The sequence below is a fragment of the Novipirellula artificiosorum genome (assembly GCF_007860135.1).
Classification (GTDB): domain Bacteria; phylum Planctomycetota; class Planctomycetia; order Pirellulales; family Pirellulaceae; genus Novipirellula_A; species Novipirellula_A artificiosorum.
Window position 1 is genome coordinate 77,327 of sequence record NZ_SJPV01000018.1, and the last position, 21,953, is coordinate 99,279.

21 protein-coding genes are annotated in these 21,953 nt (G+C 56.5%); 12 read left to right on the forward strand and 9 right to left on the reverse strand.

The features are described from left to right. Positions 1-50: 50 nt before the first annotated feature. Positions 51-824, reverse strand: a complete 774-nt coding sequence (locus Poly41_RS29995) for a flavodoxin family protein (RefSeq protein WP_146531054.1) — start codon at positions 822-824, stop codon at positions 51-53. A 315-nt stretch (positions 825-1,139) separates the two neighbouring features. Here Poly41_RS29995 and Poly41_RS30000 point away from each other — a divergent pair, with 315 nt between their 5' ends. Beyond that, positions 1,140-2,570, forward strand: a complete 1,431-nt coding sequence (locus tag Poly41_RS30000; protein ID WP_146531055.1) for an FAD-dependent oxidoreductase — start codon at positions 1,140-1,142, stop codon at positions 2,568-2,570. Here the strand turns inward: Poly41_RS30000 and Poly41_RS30005 are convergent. The 3 genes from Poly41_RS30005 to Poly41_RS30015 form a co-directional block, all read right to left on the reverse strand. Next, the gene (locus Poly41_RS30005; RefSeq protein ID WP_197231837.1) at positions 2,562-3,281 is read right to left on the reverse strand and encodes a glycoside hydrolase family protein; all 720 of its coding nucleotides are present in this window, start codon (positions 3,279-3,281) and stop codon (positions 2,562-2,564) included. The genes Poly41_RS30000 and Poly41_RS30005 overlap by 9 nt on opposite strands. 347 nt (positions 3,282-3,628) lie before the next feature. Then, the gene (locus tag Poly41_RS30010) at positions 3,629-5,107 is read right to left on the reverse strand and encodes a sulfatase (RefSeq protein WP_146531057.1); all 1,479 of its coding nucleotides are present in this window, start codon (positions 5,105-5,107) and stop codon (positions 3,629-3,631) included. Between the two features lie 400 nt (positions 5,108-5,507). Then, entirely contained in the window at positions 5,508-5,774 is a 267-nt protein-coding gene (locus Poly41_RS30015; RefSeq protein WP_146531058.1) for a hypothetical protein, read from the reverse strand. Here Poly41_RS30015 and Poly41_RS30020 point away from each other — a divergent pair. Then, on the forward strand, positions 5,758-6,423 hold the full coding sequence (locus Poly41_RS30020) for an alginate lyase family protein (protein ID WP_146531059.1): 666 nt from the start codon (positions 5,758-5,760) through the stop codon (positions 6,421-6,423). The two genes, Poly41_RS30015 and Poly41_RS30020, sit on opposite strands and share 17 nt — an antisense overlap. A 76-nt stretch (positions 6,424-6,499) precedes the next feature. On the opposite strand, the gene Poly41_RS30025 is transcribed toward Poly41_RS30020, so the two are convergent. Together Poly41_RS30025 and Poly41_RS30030 are read right to left on the reverse strand one after the other, a co-directional pair. Beyond that, a complete protein-coding gene (locus Poly41_RS30025; RefSeq protein WP_146531060.1) occupies positions 6,500-7,822 on the reverse strand; it encodes a Gfo/Idh/MocA family protein in 1,323 nt (440 codons plus the stop codon). Positions 7,823-7,825: 3 nt separating this feature from the next. Further along, positions 7,826-8,140, reverse strand: a complete 315-nt coding sequence (locus tag Poly41_RS30030) for a hypothetical protein (protein ID WP_146531061.1) — start codon at positions 8,138-8,140, stop codon at positions 7,826-7,828. A gap of 263 nt (positions 8,141-8,403) precedes the next feature. Here Poly41_RS30030 and Poly41_RS30035 point away from each other — a divergent pair, with 263 nt between their 5' ends. The 6 genes from Poly41_RS30035 to Poly41_RS30060 all read left to right on the forward strand — a co-directional run bounded on the left by Poly41_RS30035 (position 8,404) and on the right by Poly41_RS30060 (position 11,554). After that, complete coding sequence (locus tag Poly41_RS30035; protein ID WP_146531062.1) at positions 8,404-8,640, forward strand: hypothetical protein; 237 nt, start codon at positions 8,404-8,406, stop codon at positions 8,638-8,640. Positions 8,641-8,755: 115 nt separating this feature from the next. Then, positions 8,756-9,022, forward strand: coding sequence for a hypothetical protein (locus Poly41_RS30040; protein ID WP_146531063.1), 267 nt, complete (start codon positions 8,756-8,758; stop codon positions 9,020-9,022). A 132-nt stretch (positions 9,023-9,154) separates the two neighbouring features. Continuing rightward, entirely contained in the window at positions 9,155-9,475 is a 321-nt protein-coding gene (locus tag Poly41_RS30045) for a hypothetical protein (protein WP_146531064.1), read from the forward strand. A gap of 20 nt (positions 9,476-9,495) precedes the next feature. Then, entirely contained in the window at positions 9,496-10,737 is a 1,242-nt protein-coding gene (locus Poly41_RS30050) for a M14 family zinc carboxypeptidase (protein ID WP_197231839.1), read from the forward strand. Between the two features lie 5 nt (positions 10,738-10,742). Continuing rightward, positions 10,743-11,327 carry a hypothetical protein gene (locus Poly41_RS30055; RefSeq protein ID WP_146531066.1) on the forward strand — a complete coding sequence of 195 codons (585 nt, stop codon included), beginning with the start codon at positions 10,743-10,745 and terminating at the stop codon, positions 11,325-11,327. Further along, the gene (locus tag Poly41_RS30060; RefSeq protein ID WP_146531067.1) at positions 11,327-11,554 is read left to right on the forward strand and encodes a DUF4832 domain-containing protein; all 228 of its coding nucleotides are present in this window, start codon (positions 11,327-11,329) and stop codon (positions 11,552-11,554) included. Before Poly41_RS30055 ends, Poly41_RS30060 begins: the two co-directional genes overlap by 1 nt. A gap of 91 nt (positions 11,555-11,645) precedes the next feature. Here Poly41_RS30060 and Poly41_RS30065 read toward each other — a convergent pair whose 3' ends face one another. Together Poly41_RS30065 and Poly41_RS30070 are read right to left on the reverse strand one after the other, a co-directional pair. Next, positions 11,646-13,787, reverse strand: a complete 2,142-nt coding sequence (locus tag Poly41_RS30065; protein ID WP_231616069.1) for a sulfatase-like hydrolase/transferase — start codon at positions 13,785-13,787, stop codon at positions 11,646-11,648. Positions 13,788-13,839: 52 nt separating this feature from the next. After that, positions 13,840-15,213 (reverse strand): arylsulfatase, encoded by a 1,374-nt coding sequence (locus Poly41_RS30070; RefSeq protein WP_231616070.1) that lies wholly within the window; start codon positions 15,211-15,213, stop codon positions 13,840-13,842. Positions 15,214-15,660: 447 nt separating this feature from the next. Between Poly41_RS30070 and Poly41_RS30075 the strand changes: the two genes are divergently transcribed. The 4 genes from Poly41_RS30075 (at position 15,661) to Poly41_RS30090 (ending at position 21,216) form a co-directional block, all read left to right on the forward strand. After that, the gene (locus Poly41_RS30075; RefSeq protein WP_197231841.1) at positions 15,661-17,025 is read left to right on the forward strand and encodes a DegT/DnrJ/EryC1/StrS family aminotransferase; all 1,365 of its coding nucleotides are present in this window, start codon (positions 15,661-15,663) and stop codon (positions 17,023-17,025) included. After that, entirely contained in the window at positions 17,022-18,461 is a 1,440-nt protein-coding gene (locus tag Poly41_RS30080) for a Gfo/Idh/MocA family protein (RefSeq protein WP_146531069.1), read from the forward strand. Before Poly41_RS30075 ends, Poly41_RS30080 begins: the two co-directional genes overlap by 4 nt. 23 nt (positions 18,462-18,484) lie before the next feature. After that, positions 18,485-19,768: a RidA family protein gene (locus Poly41_RS30085; RefSeq protein ID WP_146531070.1), complete on the forward strand. Its 1,284-nt coding sequence runs from the start codon at positions 18,485-18,487 to the stop codon at positions 19,766-19,768. Positions 19,769-19,839: 71 nt separating this feature from the next. Then, positions 19,840-21,216, forward strand: coding sequence for a neutral/alkaline non-lysosomal ceramidase N-terminal domain-containing protein (locus Poly41_RS30090; protein WP_146531071.1), 1,377 nt, complete (start codon positions 19,840-19,842; stop codon positions 21,214-21,216). Positions 21,217-21,274: 58 nt separating this feature from the next. Here the strand turns inward: Poly41_RS30090 and Poly41_RS30095 are convergent, their stop codons facing one another. Continuing rightward, positions 21,275-21,847, reverse strand: coding sequence for a DUF1593 domain-containing protein (locus Poly41_RS30095; RefSeq protein WP_146531072.1), 573 nt, complete (start codon positions 21,845-21,847; stop codon positions 21,275-21,277). Between the last annotated feature and the right edge of the window lie 106 nt (positions 21,848-21,953).

The window sequence follows — 21,953 nt, forward strand, 5'->3', positions numbered from 1 at the left end:
TCGCAAGTTCCAAGCCGCCTTGAAATTTGGCTGAGCCAAGAACCGTCGCTCTACTGGGATACGCGTGTTAAAGCGACTTCCGCGACGTGGCGTCCGAGGTTTTGCGCTGTTTGTACACCGAACTCGTCTTCTGTGATGTCATCGCCTCCGTTGTTCCAAAGCGTTCCGCCAAAGTGGCCGGTGGGGCGTCCATCGCCGACAACCAACATTTCATGGGCCATCAATGACGCTTGGACGGATTGGATCACAAGCTCTTGACCGCCGTTGCGGTTGCCGCCAACGGCGATAACACCAGCAACCTTGCCCGACAATGCAAACGTTTTGCGGAACACACCGCAACGTTCGATGAAAACTTTGCACAACGATGACATGTTGGCATAATAAACCGGCGTACCGATGATGACTGCGGCAAGATTCGGGTCGGATAGTTTTTCCGCAATGGCGGGAAAATCGTCGCGTTCACCTTCCGAAAGCGGAATGCCCGCTGCGACTTCGGCTGGCAATTTTAATCCTGCCAACTCAATCAATTCGACTTCGATGCGATCAGGCGCAACGACCTTTGCCGCATCGAGGCAAAGTTGAAGAGATTGTGCGGTCGTCTTCCCCGCACGGAAACTACAAGCCACGCCGATGATCTTCAGCTTTGGTGCCGACTCGGTTGTGCCACCGGAGTCGCTGGAACTGTCAGCACTCGAGGTCGCTGCGACGGCTACCGCGTCGTCGGCTGAGGACGGCGAGACGTGTAGCAGCGATGCGGAAACGAAAACAAACGTCGCGAGAAGTAGATCGTTTGCGAAATGGCGTCGATTGAAATTGGTTTTCATGGCGGGAATCCGGGGGAATGGGGAGAGTTTAATCGGTCTGGTTGCACGTTCCCTTTTCTACACGAGAGTGCTAGCAGCGGATTTTAGTTGAATGAATGCTACAATTGTAGGTAGCAGGAGTTGCTTTCTTGAGAACTGCCACTTCGGTTCTTACTTCAGCCGGATTAGCCCGATCCATGCTTTGGCAGCTTTGACTGCGTTAACGGAGAAGGAAACGAAAGTCCGGCGCCGGCCAGAGATGATATCATCAACGCTCGAGGGAAACACCGTGTGCTGTCTCACCAAAGCTACGACCCACAGGCTAATAAATTGCATATGAACCAAACTACGATTGATCGCCGAAGAATGCTGGCGGGTACTGCAGCACTCTTGGGTGCCGCGCATACCAAGATCGCGGCTGGCCAAAGCACTGTCGACACAAGCCCCGGTCACGTTGCGGAACCTGAACGCCAAACACCCGTCACACGAAAGTGCGATGTCTTGGTTTGTGGTGGCGGCCCTGCGGGCGTCAGCGCCGCAATCGCCGCTGCCCGAACCGGCGCGTCGGTTCAAATCCTAGAATGCCATGGGTGCCTGGGAGGCGTATGGACAAGCGGCATGCTTTCCAATGTTATTGATGCCGATAAACCAGGATTCAATGCGGAGTTAATTCGACGACTCGACGAGGCAAATGCACAATACGGCCCGATCGGAATCCGTCCGGCGACTTGGCTTTCGTACATGTATGATGTGGAAACGATGAAATGGGTCTTGGAGTCTCTCGTCGCAGAGCTCAACATCGGAGTTCAGTTACATACTCGTGTGGTCTCGGTGAAACTTGACGAGTCAAAACGCATCCGCGGAGTTTTTACGGAATCAAAGTCCGGGCGAGAAGCCTGGCTTGCTGACGTTGTCATCGATGCCACCGGTGATGGTGACGTGGGTGCGTTGGCAGGATGTCGGTTTCAGATTGGCGATGGTGCTACGGACGACGACTGCCCATGTCAACCGATGTCGTTGATGGGAGTGATTTCAGCTGAGCCTGAATTGCTACACAAGTACACACGTGCAGGGAGCAGCGATGGGAAACACAAGGATCGCTTCCGAGCTGAAATCGAGCGAGGTGGTTACAAACCCAGCTACACCAAGCCAACGATCTTCCACATGGGTGGCTCGATAGCCAGCGTGATGATGAATCATGAGTATGGTGTGCGTCCCGATGATGCTGCCGCCATCACGCAAGCAACGCTGCGAGCCCGAAATGAACTCAATAGGATCGTCCGGGGTCTGCAAACTCTTCCGGAATGGAAGAACCTCCGTTTGGTCGCGACTGGCGAACAGATCGGCGTGCGTGATGGACGACGGATCACTGGACGCGATCAGGTGACAGTAGACGATGTTATCACCGGGCATCAGCGCGCCGAAAGTGTCTGCACTTCTGGATTTTGCGTCGATATTCATGCGATCAAAAAGAGCGACGGCGGCTATGGGAATCGTGGTATCAAAGCAAAACCGTTTGATATTCCGATGGGCGCGTTAATCGCAGCCGATGTCGACAATCTGATGATGGCAGGCAGATGTATCAGCGGTGATTTCATCGCCCACTCAAGCTACCGCGTGACCGGCAATGCGGTCGCAATGGGCGAATATGCCGGTGTCGCAGCCGCGATCGCGAGCCGAGACAAAGTCGCTCCCCACAACGTTGCGTATGAGAAGGTGGACAACGAGCTTCAAGCGATTCGCGAGAAGAACAGGCCTTCAAGCTGAGGATGAGAATTCGAATGCATCAAAGTTGAGTCCGTTTTTCAGGGCTTGCGTTGGCTGGACCTGTCTTATGGGGTCCAGCCTTGGACTGATGGCGCTCCCTAACACGGCCTGTCCAACGATTGGTTTGGGTACATTCCGCCGAAACGCATTTCGATTCCAGTTCCAACCGCCGTCGGTGCTATTAGCCAGATGCTGCCCATCGCCCCAGGCCGTAAACAGTGCGACGATTGGAGGAGGTTCGCCGTCCTGCAATCCCGACGTGTTATGCTTATCGATAACAGCGCCCCCCGAAAAGGCCTGAAATCCATCGCGTGGTCTTAGGGCATCCCCTTGTTCGCTCCAATGCAACAGATTCTCACTGGTCGCATGTCCCCATGCCTTGCGCCCCATATCCCAATGCTGGAAGAACATGGGGTAGACGCCGTTGTAAAAGAACAAGCCATTCGGATCGTTGATGTAGCCTTCTTGCGCCGAAAAGTGAAACCGAGGGCGGTACGCGCCAATCGGACTCGATTGGCGAATGGCCCAGCCGTGGTCTTCCCAATGCACTCCGTCCGTGGACGTTGCTACGCCAAAGCCTTCGCCGGGCCCATGCTCGGTGATCAGGTAATACAGATAAAACGTCCCCTCGTACTCGTAAGCCCACGTGTCCCATTGAGCCTGAACATGGTCGGACTTGAAGACCATGCCCTGAGCGGTAAATGAGTTCAAGCAGGCAAACGAACAGCACGCAACAAGAAGAGTGAGGATTCGGAAGTGCATGCGAGTTCGCTTTGATTGGGGTCGGTGTCTAGTTGAGAACCGTCAATGTACCAGCGGCGTCTCTTCGTACTCTGTGGCAATCGCCGCCGGAGACCTGGGAATGAAATCCACTTGCCCTGGATTATCGCCAATCCGCAACTCTGCGCGTGGGTGGACATCGTTAAGAGTATTCCCACAGCCTTCTATTTGGAGAGCGGAGGAACTCACATCGACTTGCACCGTTGGCATCTCGCTAGCACATGTTGACGCCACTGCGAGACCGACCAGAAGGGCCGCAACAAGGTGTCTTGGTATCTTTATTCCGACTCTTCCACCTTCTCGAACGCCGGCCAAGCCAGCGATTCATAGGTGGGGATGTTGATCTTCCGCTGCCAGCTTACCAGATCGTTCCTCAACTCCATCAGCTTGCCGGGATTGGATTCCGCAAGGTTCACGGATTCCGACGGATCCTGAACCAGTTGATACAGTTCAAACTTTCGCTGGAGTCCTGCGGGCGTGGGATAACGCTCAACCATCTTCCAATCTCCCTTGCGAATCGCCGCGCTTGGTCCGAAGATCGGGTCGGTCCGATAGGAGGGGTAATGAAACGTCTCGCCATATCGCAGCCAATGGAGTGATCGGGAAGCCAACTTGGCGGATGGATCGCGGAGCAATCCTGACAAATCCCGGCCGTCCATCTCGCGGTTCTGGCGAGGATCGCCTGCGGCGCCAGTCACGCTGAGCAAGGTCGGATACAGGTCATGCCCCACCACGGGTTCCGCACAGGCTGCACCGGCGCGGGTAACGCCAGGCCACCGAATGAACAGCGGCACGCGAATGCCGCCCTCATAGAGCGAAGTCTTGCCGGACCGCAGGGGGTGATTCGATGTGATGCCCTGACGCACCTCGCCACCATTGTCACTGTAGAAAATCACGAGCGTCTTGTCAGCCAGGCCGTTGTCCTCGAGAGCCTGAAGCACGCTACCGACGCTGTCGTCGAGGTGCTCCACCAGCCCTGCGTAATGTGGATTCGTGTGATGGGCGCCGTCGTCGATAAGCTCGCGGTATTTTTCCACCTTGTCCTTCTGCGCTTGGATTGGTGTATGCACGGCATAGTACCAGAGATTCAGAAAAAACGGTCGGTCGGCATCTTTCTGTCGCTTCAGAAACTTCACAGCCTCCTCACCCAGGCAGCTCGTGAGATGATCACCGGGCTGGCGATCCTCCAGGTCAGGAACAGCGCTTCGTTCAGCCAGTCTTCCGCTCTTGTTTGGATCTCGAAACGGAAAGAAGAAACTGCCGGGACAGCAGAATTCGTTGGAGGCAATGACTTCCTCGAATCCCTGTTCGGCCGGACCGCTGGTTCCCTTGTTACCGACATGCCATTTGCCGATGTGACAGGTCGCATAGCCTGCATCACGCAGTGCCTCGGCCAATGTGTACTCTTCACTTGCAAGAAACTCGCCTCCGCCGTCCATGCGACGAATACCGCCGTGGCCAACAATGCCAAGGGTTGCGGGGTTCTTGCCACTCAGCAATGCCGCACGGGTTGGGGAACAGGTCGGTGCGTTATACGCCTGAGTAAAGGCGACGCTCTCCGACGCCAACCGATCGATGTGCGGCGTCTGGTGCAGATCGCTTCCGGTGACACCCAGGTCGTGGTATCCCAGGTCGTCTGCCAGGATAAACAGGACGTTCGGTCGATCAACAGCATGAGAGTTGTGGTCGACAATCAAGAGGGCCGCGAACAGCCCAAGGCATACGTTTTTCAATTGAAATTCTCTATTCTTCATCATGTTCAATGTGGCTCCGATCGAGCCAGGTAGGCTTCCAGCTCATCAGTCTTCGGTCACGAGGTCTTCCGATCGTTCCCAATGGTTGTGAGCTGAACACGATCATACGCAACGGTCAACCATTGCATCTGTTTTCGACCGGAAACTTTCACGACCGAAAGATCATTCTCTTACAATTCTCTGGTCATGTCTCTGGTAAAAAAAATTTTCCGGTCGTCTCACATCCCTTCCAAGTCGACTTCCTTGCCGATGACGCCCCAGTGCTGCATGATCCAGAGGCCGTTGCTGCCCCTGTAGCCATACTTCTTTTCTGTGTCGCGAGAGAATTCGCTCAGTGCTCTGATCGGCTTCTCTCGATCCGTCTTGTTGGCTTCCAGTATCGCAGCCGTCTTTTCGACCTGAGTCAGCCCGTCACGCAGGAATTGAATTCGCAGCCGAGTCCGTTCGTCGTTGGCCTTCGACTCGGCATCGTCCAGGATCGCTCGCCCGCCGCCGAATCTGGATTGAGCAAAATCCGCACCGTCGCCTCAGGCAGACTAGCCGCATCTTCGGCACTGACCAGCGCAATGTCCGCGCCGCTCGTTTGGCGGATCGTTTGGCGAAAATCATCAATCGCAATTCGCTGCAGATCGTTTAGCGAGGGAGGGCCTACGATGACGCAATTCGACACGCCATCCTTTACCAGTATCAACTCGCTCGAAAAAGCGGTGGAGGACGAGAGCAGAAGTAGCCCAAGAACTTGTGTTCGTAACTCGCAGGCGTTCATCGCAATATCTCCGAAGTTCTCGGTCACCGACGGCGGCGTTGTGCCGCCAAGCGGAGACCCACACGACTACATGAGCGTCGGCCCGTATTGGTGGCCTGATCCCAACAAGGACGACGGTTTGCCCTACATCCGTCGCGACGCACGCGTGCTCCAAGAAGCCACTACAAAACGGATCGCTCGGCAGATCGAACCCGACGGCCGTCAGCCGCACGAGTTAGCCCGCACCAAATCGTTCAGCTACAGCGTGATGAATCTCCGTGGCATGTTCACCCTGGCCTCCCTGGCCGAGCGCATCGACGTGGACCTTTGGAACTACGAGAGCGAAGAGGGGCGTTCCATCCGAAAGGCAATCGACTATCGTGCCCGTTTCGTCGGCAATCAGGGTGCCTGGCAACATGAACAGATCGGCGGCGTTAAGCCTTCGAGCCTCTATCCTTTGCTCCGCTGGGCGTCACGTTCCTACAAGGAACCCCAGTACGAAGCGGCGATTCGCGAAATCGAGGGCTTTGACCCTGCAGACGCCCGAACCGAATTGCTCTTTCCGGCATCCTGAATCTTGGACGATGGGGAAGGCATCGATTCAGCAGACCTGAGACGGAGCATTGGTTGGATTGACGATGGTTAGACAATCACGCACGATTCCTGGTAAGCAGATCATTGGCATCTTCCTGGGCGAAGGTCTGTTTTTTCGGATCCCAGTCGAGCGTTTGATCGCCATGCTGTGCGTGACGACGGATGGCGATGTTGCCGATATGGCATAGCGACGCCGTGCTATGTCCGACTTCAACATAGGCGCGAGGTTCATCGCCTGTGCGAACACAGTCCAAGAAGTTTCGCATGTGACGCGTCAATACGTCATCGGTACCGCTGGGCTTTTCGGGTAAGCCATCGAGTAAATTTGGTGACGATGCGGTCGTTCCGCGGTAACCAGTCTGCAGCCAACCGTCTTCGCCCTCAAAACGAGTTTGAACCTGCTCCGGCCCCGACTGGCATATCAACTCAACACCGTCCTCGTAGACGCATCGAAATTTGGTTTCGGTCGCGGTGTTGAAGAGGCTGCCTTCGGGCAGGAACTTGGCCTCCAACGCTTGAATGGAAACGGGGCCATCCAAATCACGCCCGAGTCCCCACTGGGCCATGTCGTTGCTATGGGCGCCAAAGTTGGTGATTTGACCACCAGAGTAATCGTAGTTGAATCGAAAACGGTACAAACATCGGTCGTGGTGATAGGGGACCTTGGGAGCATTGCCGAGCCACGTTTGGTAGTCAAATCCGTCCGGCACCGGCTCGGCTTTCCAGCCCGGTCCGGGACCAACTTTGTTGTTATATCCGACCGTGGTAACGACACGACGGATCGGGCCGATCTTGCCGGCCTTCGCCGCCTCACAAATGAACTGGCTGACCGGGTTGGACCGTTCGTGGCTGCCGGTTTGAAGGACCACACCATGCTCACGAACCGCCGCCACCATGGCCTGACCGTCGGCGATGGTCAAAGATTGTGGTTTCTCGCAATAGATTGCTTTGCCGGCTGCCGCCGCAGTCACGGCCATCGGGCGGTGCCAGTGATCGGGAACGACCAGCCATACTGCGTCGATATCATCACGAGCGATGACCTCACGCCAATCCTCGGTGGCGGTACACGTGTTATAGTTTCCTTTGCCACGGTGTCGTGTGTAGTAGTCGTTGACAAAATCGCGGGCCGGTTCGCGTCCGTAGAAATGATCCTCTTCCTTGTAGCCGTAGCTGCCGCGATTGACGTCGCAAACCATCGCCACGTTGCCGAGATCGGCAGCGAGAAAACGTTTTAGCAAGCCCATTCCTTGGTTGCCGACTCCGATGAAAGCGACATTGAGACGATCGTTGACGGATCCGGCACGTGCTGCGGAAGAAGTTCCCAGAATCGTCAGTGCGGTTGCGGAGGCCATCATCTGGCGGCGAGAAATTTGATTCATGATCTAGCTTGAAATTAGAGTGATGGGGCGGTGAAGTGGGACATCGAACTCGTCAACCCACTTCTGATCTTCGGGAGGATTCACATTGCTGGCCCATTGCTCATGAAGCATCGTCAAACGCTTCACAAGATCGGGATGCTTCGCTGCAAGGTTGTGTTCTTCGGACGGGTCGGCATCTAAGTTAACCAGAAACGTTCGGGGTAAGCTGTTGTCCCACTTTTTTTTCCCGTGTCCGGTTAAACCGAGCGTACCGTTGTGGATCAACTTCCACGGGCCTTGTCGGACCGACCAACTCGATTGCCCAGTTTTTTTTGGCATTTCAGGGCAGAAAGAGTAGGTTCCGCGTCATTCTATCTCGAAGTCCAAAAAAGAAACCCCGGAAAAACACGCTCGTTCGACCGGGGCCCAGCGAGAAACTCTTCCCGCCCTGCCCCAGTTATCCCTCGGCAGGTTGCTCCGCAGCAGAGCTGACTGGGCAATCCTAAGTATAACGGAGAACTGACATCCAATGCGCCCTATCCTCCATCGGCTGTGACCGCGAGGCCGACGTTGCCTGGGCCAGCTTTTCGCCCGACGGACGGATGACCGGTCGTACCACGATTTTTCGCCAATACGGACGTCGCAACGCATCGTGCGACGAGCCCAAAGACATCATCATGGTTGGCGCTCAAAGCATCGCCTTCGATCAACCCGCAACCGTCCACTTCATGGCATGGGATCCCGACTGGAACTCCGATCGTATTCGGGTGATTTGTGATCAGATGGTCGACTCGCTTCAATCGAGACGTCCTAGCGATTTTTTCGTATCGAGTGAATGAATCGCGACGGCGCAAGGTTTTTTTCGCATCAGAAGACACGTTACATACTGCGAATGGTACGATTACCACATGAATCGACAACTTTGATTACCACCTTTTTTCTTGGAGTACGGCGATGCGTAGCTGCTTCCGTTCCATGTCTGCGGGAATCATTTCGGCCGCATTACTCAGTTTCGGATTGCCTTTCGCAACGGCTATTGAACAAGATTTCTCGCCACAACCCTCCGAGCAGCAATTGCCGTATTCCATGCGTTCTGCCATGGAAGAATTGCCGAAAAGTACCGTCGGCCAGCAGGATGCCGACTTGATCGGAACCGACAATCGCGTCTTGCAGGCTGCGAGATCACATCACCGCTCGTTATGCGTATTGGTTGAAGCTTGAACTGGAGAAAAATGGCCACACGACGGTTCGCGATCTCTCGGTGCACAACACCTTCGTGGTGTCGCCACTGTCGTTGCCCGGAAAATTGAAGCGGGGTGAGAACCCTATCACGTTCGTGGGCGGACAACCGACATGACACTTGCAATTGATGACGCAGAGCCTCGCAAGTTTCGGACCTACGGCTTGATCGGATTCAACGACTGGACCAGTCCTCGGTACGCCTACACCAAGATGTTCGCTCACTACGGTGAGCAATTCGGACACTGGTCCTGGTATCGCGTCGCCGACGTTCAACTCAAGGCGGGTTCAAGTCGACTGACGCTCGGTGCGAAACAGGGGGCAAGCATTGATGCAGCGATGCTGCTACCCGTCGATGCGGCTGTCGATCGGTCAGCGATGAACCTGCTGCAAAACTGGAATTATGGTCCTTGGTACGATTCGCTGGATCGCTAAACGTGAGGCTTATGAGTTTGATGTCGATTCCGTCTTTTTGTTCGATCCCTTTCTGCATTTGTATTGTCGCCGTCTCACTATTAATAGAGGCAACGCGATGCGAGCACGAGGCACAAGCCGGCGGCACACATCCGCTGCACCACATCAACACCGCTTTTGAAAATGCATCTCCGTTGTGGTGGGAGGTGGATGCCGAAGGTGTTGTTCATGTTCATCTGGTCTACGATCAGGAGCGTCAATCGCCGAACCGTGCAAACGGACACTGGAATTTCCGTATCGATGCGGAACCGGGAGCGGATCTGACGCTCATGCTGGGCCCGTTCGCCAATATCTATAACGGCAAGCTCGGCACAGCCGCTGGCGAACCGAAAACAACATTCGTTTCGGACGACGGACAACAGTGGCGAGCAGTCAAAATGGAATACGTCGAGCCGGATCATCGTCGGTTGAAAATCCGTATGAACGGCCCGTCGCTCTATGTCGCTCGCCTGCAACCTTACCGTATCTCTGACTTGGAAAAACTGAAAGCCGATCTTGACGGGAAGACGCTGGTCGAGATTTCCCCGATCGGTAACACGGTCCAGGGACGCGAGCTAGAAATGATCCGTGTGGGATCGAGCGAGGCTCCGCACCGCGTGTTGATTCGAGCTCGCGCTCACCCCTGGGAACCCGGTGGAAACTGGGTGATCGAGGGGCTCGTTCGTCGCTTGTTACGTGATGACGACACAGCGAGGCAATACCTGGCGACCTTCTGTCTGTACGTGATGCCGATGGCCAATAAGGATGGCGTTGCCCATGGACGCACACGCTTCAACATGAACGGCAAGGATCTCAATCGTGACTGGTTGCAACCGGCCGATCCAGAGCTTGTTCCGGAAAACGCGGCTCTCGAAAGATGGCTCGAGGCAATGATTGATCGGGGACAGCGGCCAGACCTGGCCATTGATTTCCACAATGATGCCTGGGGGAAGCTGCACTTTCCCCGGTCCGAGACAAACGATGCTCGAACAGCCAATTTCCTGGATCGCCTGAGGCGTTTCGAAGAGGTTTTGCGAACGCACTCGTTTTTCACCGAGGGAAGTTCGACAGGCATCTCGCCGACCTTTGCTGGTGGGTTACAGCAACGATACGCAGTTCCCGCGTGCATTCACGAGCTCAATGCGGACTGGATAGCGGGGCTGGATGATGATCCAACGGCCGCCAATTGGAAGAAATATGGAGAGCAACTCGGTGCGGTGTTCTATCAGTACTTTCAGCAGTAGCCGGCATGGGGCTGTATCTCGCTGGCGGTGGAGGCCTGGATTATCAGCCATCGGTCGAGACATGGCCGCTGTCAGTGGCCGATATTGTCTACTTTCGTCCAACTTGGAATAAACTAGAAGAAGATGGCCACGGCAAAGGGTTTGAGGCCTACTTCGAACCGATATTTGATTTTTGGGTCCGCCGGCGAGGCAAACGTGTGGCCTTTCGCGTGATGTCAGCCAGTACCCATGCCCGTTCCGCTTATGCAACACCGAAATGGGTGTTCGACAAGGGGGCGGCGTCCGTTGAGCATCTGAATCTCTACGGCCAAACACAAACCGATCCTGTTTTCTGGGACGAGAAATACCTCGATGAGTACTGCCAGTTCGTTCGGCGACTCGGCGGTTTCCTCGATGGACGAAAGGGATTGGAATACGTCGACATCGGCGGCATCGGCGAATGGGGAGAAATGCATCTAGGGCTGCACATGCCGGGGCGTTGGACGCAAGAGCAAATGGACAAAGCACAGTTCACTCGAGATCGGTACATTGCCGCCTACCGACGCGCAATTGACGCTCATGCGAGTGCGTTTCCACAAACACGAATGTGATGAGTCCGACCGGTTGGGAATCAGCGCCCGCCGACGTGAAGGCATTGTTCGAGGATGCGGCTCGGCGGGTGGGATACCGTTTCGTTTTGACTCAGATTCGAGTTCCTGAGCAGATCAATCTACGTTCGGGCACGTGTTCTCGGCTGTTGTTGGAGCACACGTGGAAGAACACTGGCGTTGCTCCGTGTCACGACAGCTTCACGCTCGATCTACAGGAGGCTCCTTGATTGTTTGGATTCGTCTACGCAACTACGGTTGGTGTCATCGTTGATGCGTGCCTATTCGGACCGGCCGCATTACGACCTCTTCAGCGCTGGCCTAGCGAAGGGGTGGGCCGGCCGGTTCGCCGGTTTCTTTCGCGATCGGATACTTGGGACGCCATGTCAAATGGTCCTGCATCAGCCACTGGTGCATGCTTTGGGCGAGGCGGGAGACAACTTCCGGTTGCTGGTCGGCAATGTTGCGAGATTCACGAATGTCTGTCGTTAGGTTGTACAGTTCCCAGCCGTCCGTCTCGTAAGAATAGATCAGCTTGAACTGAGATTTGCCGAGTTTTTCAATGGCCGTGACGCACGGTTGGGCGCGACGATCCAAGTAACCGGGGAACAAGTAGAAGATCGGTTTTCGTGGCGAGTCGTCGTTCGGATTGACGAGCACATCGGCGAATGAGAATCCATCCAGCGGATGTACTTCCGGCGAGGGATGCCACGTTCCGCCCGCCAATTGGAGGTAGGTTGGGTAGTAATCGACGCTGTGCACAAGGTGATCCGTAACGGTATTGGCGGGAATCCTGCCAGGCCACCGAGCGATAAGCGGAACTCGAATGCCGCCTTCGGTGAACATGCCCTTGACTCCGCGGAGCGGCAGATTGTCTTTATGAGTTCCGCCATTATCGGACGTGAACAGGACGAGCGTGTGATCCACAATACTATCACTTTTGTCTCCGTCGCCATTGGGATCTTCAATCGCGCTGAGGAGACGCCCCAGAATCAAATCCACGCTCTTCACGAAACCGACGAACGGGTCTCCATCGGAACCCTCTTGAAGGTCGGGGCGTGATCGAACCGGGCCATGGACTGCGTAGGGATGCACTTGCAGGTAGAACGGTTTGTCGGCCGCGGCGAAGCTGGCGACCGTTTCTTCCATAGCATCGGCCAGCGCGTCGCTAACATGCTTCGGGGTTCCGGCGAGGGATAACGGGAAACCGTAGCGTTCCAGGTATTCGGTGGCGTAGGGCTCGGCAAATCGGTCGAAATCGCCTCGCCCCAACCCTCGAAATCCCCACAGGTTTTCGTCGGTCTGCGTCGCAAAACAAACTGGCTGATGACCTTGGGTAAAACCGCCAACGTTCATGTCGAACCCCACGTTCTCCGGCAGTGTTTCTTCCCCACGATGACCGCCGACATGGTACTTGCCAATGTGCGCGGTGGCGTAGCCGTTTTCTCTCAGAGCTTCTGCAACCGTGACCGCTTCAGCAGCAACGTCTTCTGATTGTTCTGGACCAACAAAACGAGCCTTTTCCTTCGAAGGACCGCCTCCACCGAAGCGGTTCAGACTGCCGACGACATACACGTTGTTGTGGATTCGCGTCGGATACTGACCGGACAACATCGCGGCTCGTGTTGGCGCGCAATTCGGTTGTGCGTAAGCATTCGTGAAGCAAAGCCCCTCGTTTGCCAGTCGCGCGAGGTTCGGCGTGACGTACATGTCGGGATGCGTACCGAACGTGGCCTGCGGAACGCCAATCTGGTTCCAGCCTAGATCATCCACCATCACGGTGATGATGTTTGGCTTGCGCTCCAGATCATCGAGACTCCTCGGTTCGAACACCGGGTTTTCGTGCCTCACCCATTCCAACGGAGCCTCGTTGGGTGGCAATCCTGCTGGTCCTTCGCTGGTAATTCCCTGCGAACCGATCAGCCGAAAAAGTAGATCGCTACCAACGCCATTTCCAACAGCCCACTTGCCCTTCGTGCTGTCGTTTCGCCGAATCAGACAACCGCCCTCGTAGCCGCGACTCAGGTGAAATCGAAGATTCGACTTCACCGTGCTTAGCACCATCGCGTAGTTTCCGGCCGACAAGCTTAACGGAGGATCAAGATGTACAACGACTGAATCCCCTGCTTGCATTCCTTCCGAAAGATCTCCAGTCTGCGAATGCAACGCCTCGCCAAACGGTTCGCCCCCTTCGAGTGCGAACACCTGGACTGTCAGATCCGCAGCCGATGCCACGTCGGCTGCACCTAGGATCAGTCCGCCGACGGATCCTGGCTTGGTAAGTTCGAACGTCTGTCCCTTCGAATTCCCCTTTGCGACAAGCGTGTTGCCGTCACGCCCGTGCGAAACCGACAACGCTTCGGTATCGTCTGCAATCGCGAAATCTGCGGCGTGCGAGTTGCTCGCCACGAGTGCGAATCCAAGAGCAGAGAAAAAAATGGAACGCCAATCAGTCTTTCTCATCAAGAGCCTCTACATCAGTTATCGACGAAATTGATTCTATTTAAAGGAGATTCTAACGACCGCCAAACGACCAGTCGGGTGACGGTGTGTAGGCGTCCTTTAGGAAGGTTTCGAGTTGGGTCACGACCTCGGGATGCTGGGCGGCGATGTTGCTTGTCTCGCCGATATCCTTTGTCAAATCATAGAGCTCCAGGGTCGAGTTCGGATTCTTGCCGACGTTGTTGCGAACGCCCTTCCATTTGCCCCAGCGAACGGCCAGTTTGCCGCCGCGCTCATAGAACGCCCAGTACAGATACTCGTGCTTCTTCTGACGGTCCATCTGGCCGAGCAGCGCCGGCAGGTAGCTGATTCCGTCGATACCGGCCGGTGCTTCGGTTCCAGCGATTTCCAGGCAGGTTGGCAAGACGTCCCACATCGCCACTGGCAGATCCGTCTTTGTGCCGGGCTTGATCGTACCGGGCCAGCGGGCGACGAACGGTACGCGGATGCCGCCCTCATAAAGATCGCGTTTGTGCCCCTTCAACGGGCCATTGGAGTCGAAGAACTTCGGGTCGTGACCTCCTTCCATGTGCGGACCGTTATCACTAGTGAACGAGACGATGGTGTTGTTGTCGATGCCGAGTTCCTCGAGCAGCGCCAGCAACTGGCCCACATGCCGGTCCATGCGCGTCACCATGCCCGCAAACGCTGCGACGGGATTCGTCACATTCGGCCCACTGTATTTGCCAATCTTATCGTCGAACTGCGGCCACTTCTCACGCCAAGGCAAATGGTCGTCTTCTGGAACGTGCATGGCCGCATGTGGAATGGTAAAGGGGACATAGGCGAAGAACGGTTTTTCCTTGTTGTCACGCACGAATTGCAACAGCTGGTCAGAGATCAGGTCAGCCGAATAGGTCTTGCTGTCAAGCGGAACTTTCTTGTCATTGTGCCATAGATGAGTCGGGTAGAACGTGTGCGCCTGGCGCTGACAGTTGTAACCGTAGAACGTGTCGAAGTGCTCGACCGGATCGCTGGCGGAGCCGGGTGCGCCGAGGCCCCACTTACCGAACATCCCCGTGGTGTAGCCTGCCTTCTTGATCAGCCTCGGCAACGTCACAATGTCGATGGGCATCGGCGCCTGGCCTTCGGGCTGTACCTCGCGATTCCCGCGGACAAAGGCGTGACCGGTATGCAGTCCGGACATCAGCACGCAACGAGTCGGCGCGCAGACGGTGGAGCCAGCGTAGTAGTCTGTGAAGGTGATGCCCTCCGCCGCCAGCCGATCAATGTTCGGTGTCTTGAACTTCGTCTGGCCGAAGCACGACAGGTCACCATAGCCCAGGTCGTCAGCCATGATATAGATGATGTTCGGGCGATTGTCCGCGGCCCACGATGTGGTTCCCAGCATCGAGAACATCACTGCGAAAATGAACTTGTGCATCATAGTCTTTCCTTTGCTCGCCTCATGTTGATTTGTGCGAGGCCCTTTCCCCACACCTGGAAATCGATCGGCCATGCGACCACCGGAGAATCGCTAACGAGATTGTAGCGAATAGGCGTCTCGTTCGCCCGCGGCAAAACCTCCCAAAACCTGCAAGAGACACGAAGCCTTCGATTTCGGGCTTTACGCGGACTTGCCTTGCTCATGGTGCTGCTCGCAGTATTGGGAATAGCAGGACGGCCGTCGAATCGGTGTTTCGCAAATTGGACACAGGCAAAGGCTGCAATCTAAAAATAAGTTGGAATAGGAGCCGCTGCATTGGCAACGGCAGGCATCCGCAACCGGTGTCGTAGTAGCGATGGGCAAAGTGGCCGGCTACAATTTGGTGGTGGTTCTCATTCCCCTGTACTTCTCATTCCCCTGTACGAGGAGAGTTCGATGGAAACGCCCATGAAGAAGCGCCGAGAGTTCATTAAGACCGTTGGTGTTCTGGGCGCTGCGTCGACCTTGCCAAGCACGACGCCGGCAGGCGTAGCGGCAGAGGGCGAAACCGTGGCAAGTTCGGCGAAGCTTGCCATCGATGGAGGATCACCCGTTCGCAAGACGGGACTTCGCCATCACCCCTACGGTCCACAGTTCTTCGACGACGTGGAAAAGCAAGAGCTTCTCGACGTGCTCGAATCGAAGTCTCCCTTTCGTTGGCAGGCGGAGGACTCGAAGGTTCTACAGTTTGAGAAGGCCTACGCGGCCCATGTCGGTATGAAGCACGCGCTCGGGGTCACCTCGGGAACGACGGCACTATATACCGCCATGGCGGCATTGGAGATCGGGCCCGGCGACGAGGTCATCCTGCCCGCGTGGACGTGGTACGCCGATTACGATGCCATCGTCCTTGCGGGCGCGCTGCCGGTGTTTGCCGAGATCGACGAATCGTTTAACATCGATCCTGCGGATATTGAATCGAAAATCACGAAGCGGACCAAGGCGATTATCGTGGTCCACCTGCAAGGTACTCCGGCGGACATGAGTCCGATTCTAGAGATCGCGGAAAAGCACAACCTTCGCATCTTGGAGGATTGCGCCCAATGCTTGGGAGGTCGCTTCAAAGGAAAGTATGTTGGGACGATGGGCAACATCGCGATCAACAGCTTCCAACTCAGCAAGAGCATCACCGCTGGTGAGGGCGGAGCGGTGCTCACCAACGACTCAACGCTTTTTGAGCGCGCGATCCGATTCCACGACGCCGGGTCGCTACGCGACGTCTACGCGGATTCGATGGGAGGCGGCTTGCTGGTGGCTTTCGCTGCCTGCAACTTCCGCATGAGCGAGTTCACCGGCGCGGTCCTCAAGGGCCAATTGCAGAAGCTGGAAAAGATTTGCGGCGGCCTGCGCCGAAACGCCCGCAAGGTCCGCGAGGGCATCGCCGACCTGCCGGGCATCAAGCTGCGAAAGACGGCGGACCAGGCTGGAGATCTGGGGGTGACGGTCTTCCTGGATCATGGCACCGAAGCGCGGCGAGATTATTTCCTGAGAGCGTTGCGGGCCGAGGGAATCGCAGCTGCGGGACCAGGCGGCTCCGTCATCTTGCCGGTCGTCGAGCGGATTGCGAAGAAAACCACGGTCCATCCACTGTGGCCTTCGTTCAACAGCACCGAGGGCAAGGCGATTCGGTACGGAAGCGAGTGCTGTCCACGGACGATCGACATCTTGGGACGCCATGGCGGGGTGATCATGGATCCCAACTTCAGCGAGGATGACATCAACGATATCGTTCGGGCGATTCGCAAAGTCTACATGGCGATGGGTGCAGCATGACCAATCGAAAGATTTCGCGGCGGCGGTTGCTGGGGCACGGTCTGGGTGCTGCCACGGCAGGAATCACGCTGCCGGTGTTGACGTCATGCCGCGAGGAGCCAACGAACGTGACCGGCAGCGCGTTCCGTGTTGCCGCCAGAACGCAAAATAGCGTCGCTCCGATGGACCAGATCGGCGTTGGGATCATCGGCTGCGGACGTCGCAGCGGGCAACTGGTCATCGGCAAAGGGGGGCAGGGCTCGCTGCCCGCTCATGCGAGGATCGTGGCCGTGGCCGACTTCAACCGCAAACGCGCCGAGGAGTGGGCCAGGAATTATCGCTGCAAGGCGTTTCACGACTACCGTGAACTGCTGGACCAAAAAGAGGTGGAGGTCGTTATCTACGCCACGCCAGAACACTGGCACTACTTGCCATGCATTCACGCCTGTCAGGCTGGCAAGGACATGTACGGCGAACAGCCTTTGAGCCATACGATCCGCGAGGGTCGGATGATGGTCGAGGCGGTGCGCAAGTACCAACGAGTATTTCAAACCGGCGAACAGCAGCGGTCTCATCCCGCGACTCGCAAAGCGGTGGAACTCATTCGCAACGGCCGGATCGGTAAGATCCAATCGATCATCGGTTACAATTATCCCAGCGCCTACGAGTGCGACTTTCCCGCGCAGCCGATTCCCGAATGGCTCGACTGGGACCGATGGTGCGGGCCGAACGAAGTGGTGCCCTATCACACCGATCTTTATCTGTCGCGTGTCCCCTATGAACGTGAGCCTCCTTACTACACGTACCCTGCAGAAAAATACGCCGTCGGTCCAGGCTGGATGTCGTTCCGGCCCTATTCGGGCGGCGAGCTACCCAACTGGGGCTGTCACGGTTTGAGCATGGTCCATTGGGCATTGGACATGGACGATAGCGGTCCGGTCGAGATCTGGGTCGATCCCGCTGAGAAGTTGGAAACGATGGTCTACCACACGCCAGAGAAAGTCGATCGTGGCGATGCCGCCTGCTCCAGGACGAACCTCCATTACCGATATGCCAATGGTGTGGTGCTGTCGTTGACCAGCAGAGATCCGAGGCTTGGAGGAGGGGCAACGTTTATTGGCGATCAGGGAACGATCACGATCTTCCGTGAGGGCTACGAGTGTGACCCAGCGGGCCTTGACAAAGAACCGTTGCCGCCCGATGCAATCCGTGTCTACGAAAGCGACAACCACATGGAGAACTTTTTCGATTGCGTCGTCTCTCGCCAGGACCCGATCATGAAGATCGAGAGCGGTCACAGTGTCGCTACCTTGTGCCATCTGGGAAACATTGCCCGCCGACTGGGCCGTCGACTGAAGTGGGATCCGGAAAAGGAAATGTTCCCCGGCGACGACGAGGCGAACCAGTTGACCGACGTTCCGAAACGCATAGGCTATGAACTGCCCAGCGAAGTTTAGGATTCAACGATGGGAAGTTGTTTATGAAATGGCGAATGGTTGCTGCGGCCGCATGCATGGTCGTTCTGAATATCGATTCGGCTGAAGAGACGCTGGCTGCAAAGACAGCGACCAGCGATGTGACATTCGAAAGCAAGGAGTCGGTCGACACGCCGATCGAGTACGTTCCGTTGGATGCGCCGGCTGGCATGTCACAAGCCGTGATTGTTAAACAGATTCCGCTGGTCCACACGCGGCAGCTCTTTCCGCTCGACCGCGCCGGAGAGCTGGTCGGTAAAGGCAAAGTCGACGAGCAAATTCAACAGGTTCTCGACAACTTGGAGGCTGTATTAAAAGATTCCGCCTCCGGCATGGACCAACTGGTTCGCGTGAATGTATACGCTCTCTCTACGGCAATCCTCACCCGCTTTCAACAACAATTGGGTAAGCGGCTCGATCCGTCCGTCCGCCCGGCAATCACCTCGATCCTGACGCCGCTTGCACCCACCGGAGCGTTGGTGGCCATCGATGTGGTCGCCGGATCCGCCGAGAATGGCAAAACGGTCAACCGGAAGCGCTGCCAGGCGGTGGCCGGCGAGGAGGGTCGCGCCGATGCGGCCGTATTGCCGGCGGGAAGCATCGCCTACCTTTCCGGCCAGCCGGACGCGGGCGGTTTGACCGAGTCGGCCACCACGAGGTCGATGTCCAAACTGATCGCGACTCTCGAACACTTGAAGCTCTCGCCCCAGCATGTGGTTCAGGTAAAAGTGTTTTTGAAACCGATGACCTCGGCCGAGGCGGTGCAAGCCGAATTGAGCACGTTCTTCCCCGATCAGATGACCCCGCCGGTGGTCTTCGTGGAATGGCTCGCTTCGATGCCGGTGGAGATCGAGATGATCGCCCAGTTGCCCTCGCCAAGCAAGTCAGCCCAAAGCGAGAGACCTTCCGCGTCTTCGGTCGAGTACTTTACTCCGCCTGAGGTTCGCCCCTCGCATACCTTTAGCAAAGTGGCCCTGATGCGGGCCGACAAGCAAATCTATCTATCCGGTCTGTACGCGCACCAACCGAGCCGGGGTGAACCTCAGGCAGTCGATCTCTTCGATCGACTGCAGCTGGTTCTCGCTAAGACCGGTAGCGACATGCGCCATCTGGTCAAGGCTACATACTATGTCAGCGACGACGACGCGGCTCGCTGGATTGACAGGACGCGTCCTCGGCTGTTCGACCCCACTCGCCCGCCTGCTGCATCGAAGGTAATGATCCATGGAGTTGGCCTACCGCAGCGCACCATGGCGGTGGATATGATCGCAGTCGCCCAAGAGAAGTAACGTTATGTCCTCGATCGCCGACTTGTTCGCCGACTTGTTCTGAGCAACTCAATACCCTGGAAGGAAGAGCGATGCAACGAATCTCTCTATGCATGTTGGTGGTCGCGATTGGGGGGATGAACGCAAGGATCCAAGCCGATGATCTGTTGATTGGCGTGGCCGCCGTGGATGTCACCCCAACCGAGCCTGCGAGATTGAACGGGTATGGCAATCGTCGCCAGCCGGCACAGGGCGTCGCTCAGCGGCTGTGGGTCAAGGCACTGGCAATCCGTGGCAAGGAAGGTCCGCCCGCCATCTTGATCACAGTGGACAACTTGGGCGTGCCCGCGACAATGACGGAAGAGGTCGCACGAAGGCTGGAGCAGAAGATCAAGCTGCCCAAAAAACGGCTCGTGATCGCCGCTTCGCACACTCACACTGCACCCTGCTTAACCGGGGTGGCGTCTTGTCTGTTTGGCGAGGCCATTCCGGATGACCACCAAGCAGTCATTGATCGTTACACCAAACGTCTGACGGACCAGATCGAACAGGTGGCGATCGATGCCCACGCCAATCTGGAGCCAGGTACACTGGCCTGGGGGCAGGGATCCGTCGGTTTCGCGGCCAACCGTCGTGTCTTAAAGGACGGCACGTGGGCTGGATTTGGGGTCAACCCAATGGGTCCCGTCCAGCATGTCTCGCCCGTAATGAAGGCGGCGACAACCGGCGGCGAAGTGAAGGCGGTTGTGGTCAACTACGCGTGCCATTGCACGACCCTCGGTGGCGATTCGAACCAAGTGTGCGGCGACTGGGCCGGTTATGCACAAGAGGCAATCGAGCGGGAGTTTCCCGGAGCGGTCGGAATGGTCACGATTGGATGCGGTGCTGATGCGAATCCCGAACCGCGCGGGGAACTGGCGATGGCGCGCGCTCACGGCGAAACGCTGGCAGCTGAGGTTAAGAGGGTGCTGCAAGCTGAACTGGTTCCATTGGAAACCGTTCCTGTGTGCCAGGCCACCTTGATCGATCTGCCCTTCGCACCTCCACCGAGTCGACAAGAATTGTTGGAACGTGCCAGCCAGCTCGGAGCAACAGGCTATCACGCCCGCGTTCAACTCGAGCGGCTGGATGCCGGAGAGGACTTGCCCGCTTCAATTCCCTATCCAGTCCAGACCTGGCTATTCGGAGACGAATTGGCGATGGTCTTTCTGGCCGGGGAGGTGGTGGTGGACTACGACCTGCGTCTACGCTGGGAACTTGACGGCAAGAGGCTATGGATCACGGCTTATGCCAACGATGCACCGTGCTACATCGCTTCGCGCCGACTGCTTGATGAAGGTGGTTACGAGGTCGATCGTTCGATGCAATATTACAACCAGCCGGGCCGACTGGCACCCGAAGCTGAAGAGCGGATCCTTCGCGCCGTGCATGACCAGTTGCCTGAAGCGTACGACCCACCGGAGAGCTAAATCCTCTGTGGCATCCTCGACGTGCTCCAATCGCTCGGCAAATTGCACGCCTCGAAATTCACGGTTTGCAGATCATGGACCTTCGCCTGATGTTGTCGGTCACAGCAAGAACGATGTGGGCGGTCTGTTCCTCTCGCAGATCCCAGAGCGTCTGCGCCAAAGTATTGACACCTCCCCAGGCCAGCACCCAGACGGGCCGTTCATCCGCTTTCTTCAGCTCATCCGCAATCAGCCGAGAACCGTCTGTTGTGGCCCCTTGCCCCACGCCATCCATTCCAATGTGGCGATTCTGACCACTTCGGATGATGGACTTCAGGTAGGCCGGTTTCGGGTACCCTTCGGCATGCACCAGCAGATTGGGGCGGATTTGCGAATAGGCGTCAATCATCCGCTCGAATACGCGAGTGTCTCCGCGATGGATCCCAAACTGTGAATTTGCGCCGATCAACCCAACGAGATCCAACTCATTCGAATAGAGCAGCAAACGAACAAACGATTCCTGGTCATCCGGCTCGGTCCCGCCAATGTCAGACATGACGACGACGCGGGGTTTGTCCTCGCCCGTCACTCGCCCAAAAAGTGCAGCCGTTAGCAACATCAGAACGGAAATGATTCTCAAGGTATTCGGCATCGCATTCGTTCCTTTCCGTGCTGGATCCTTGCTGAATCGGCTAAAGCCTATGACTCCAACGTGCGCAGTCTGTTGACTCAATCGATGTAAGCCGATTGCATACAAA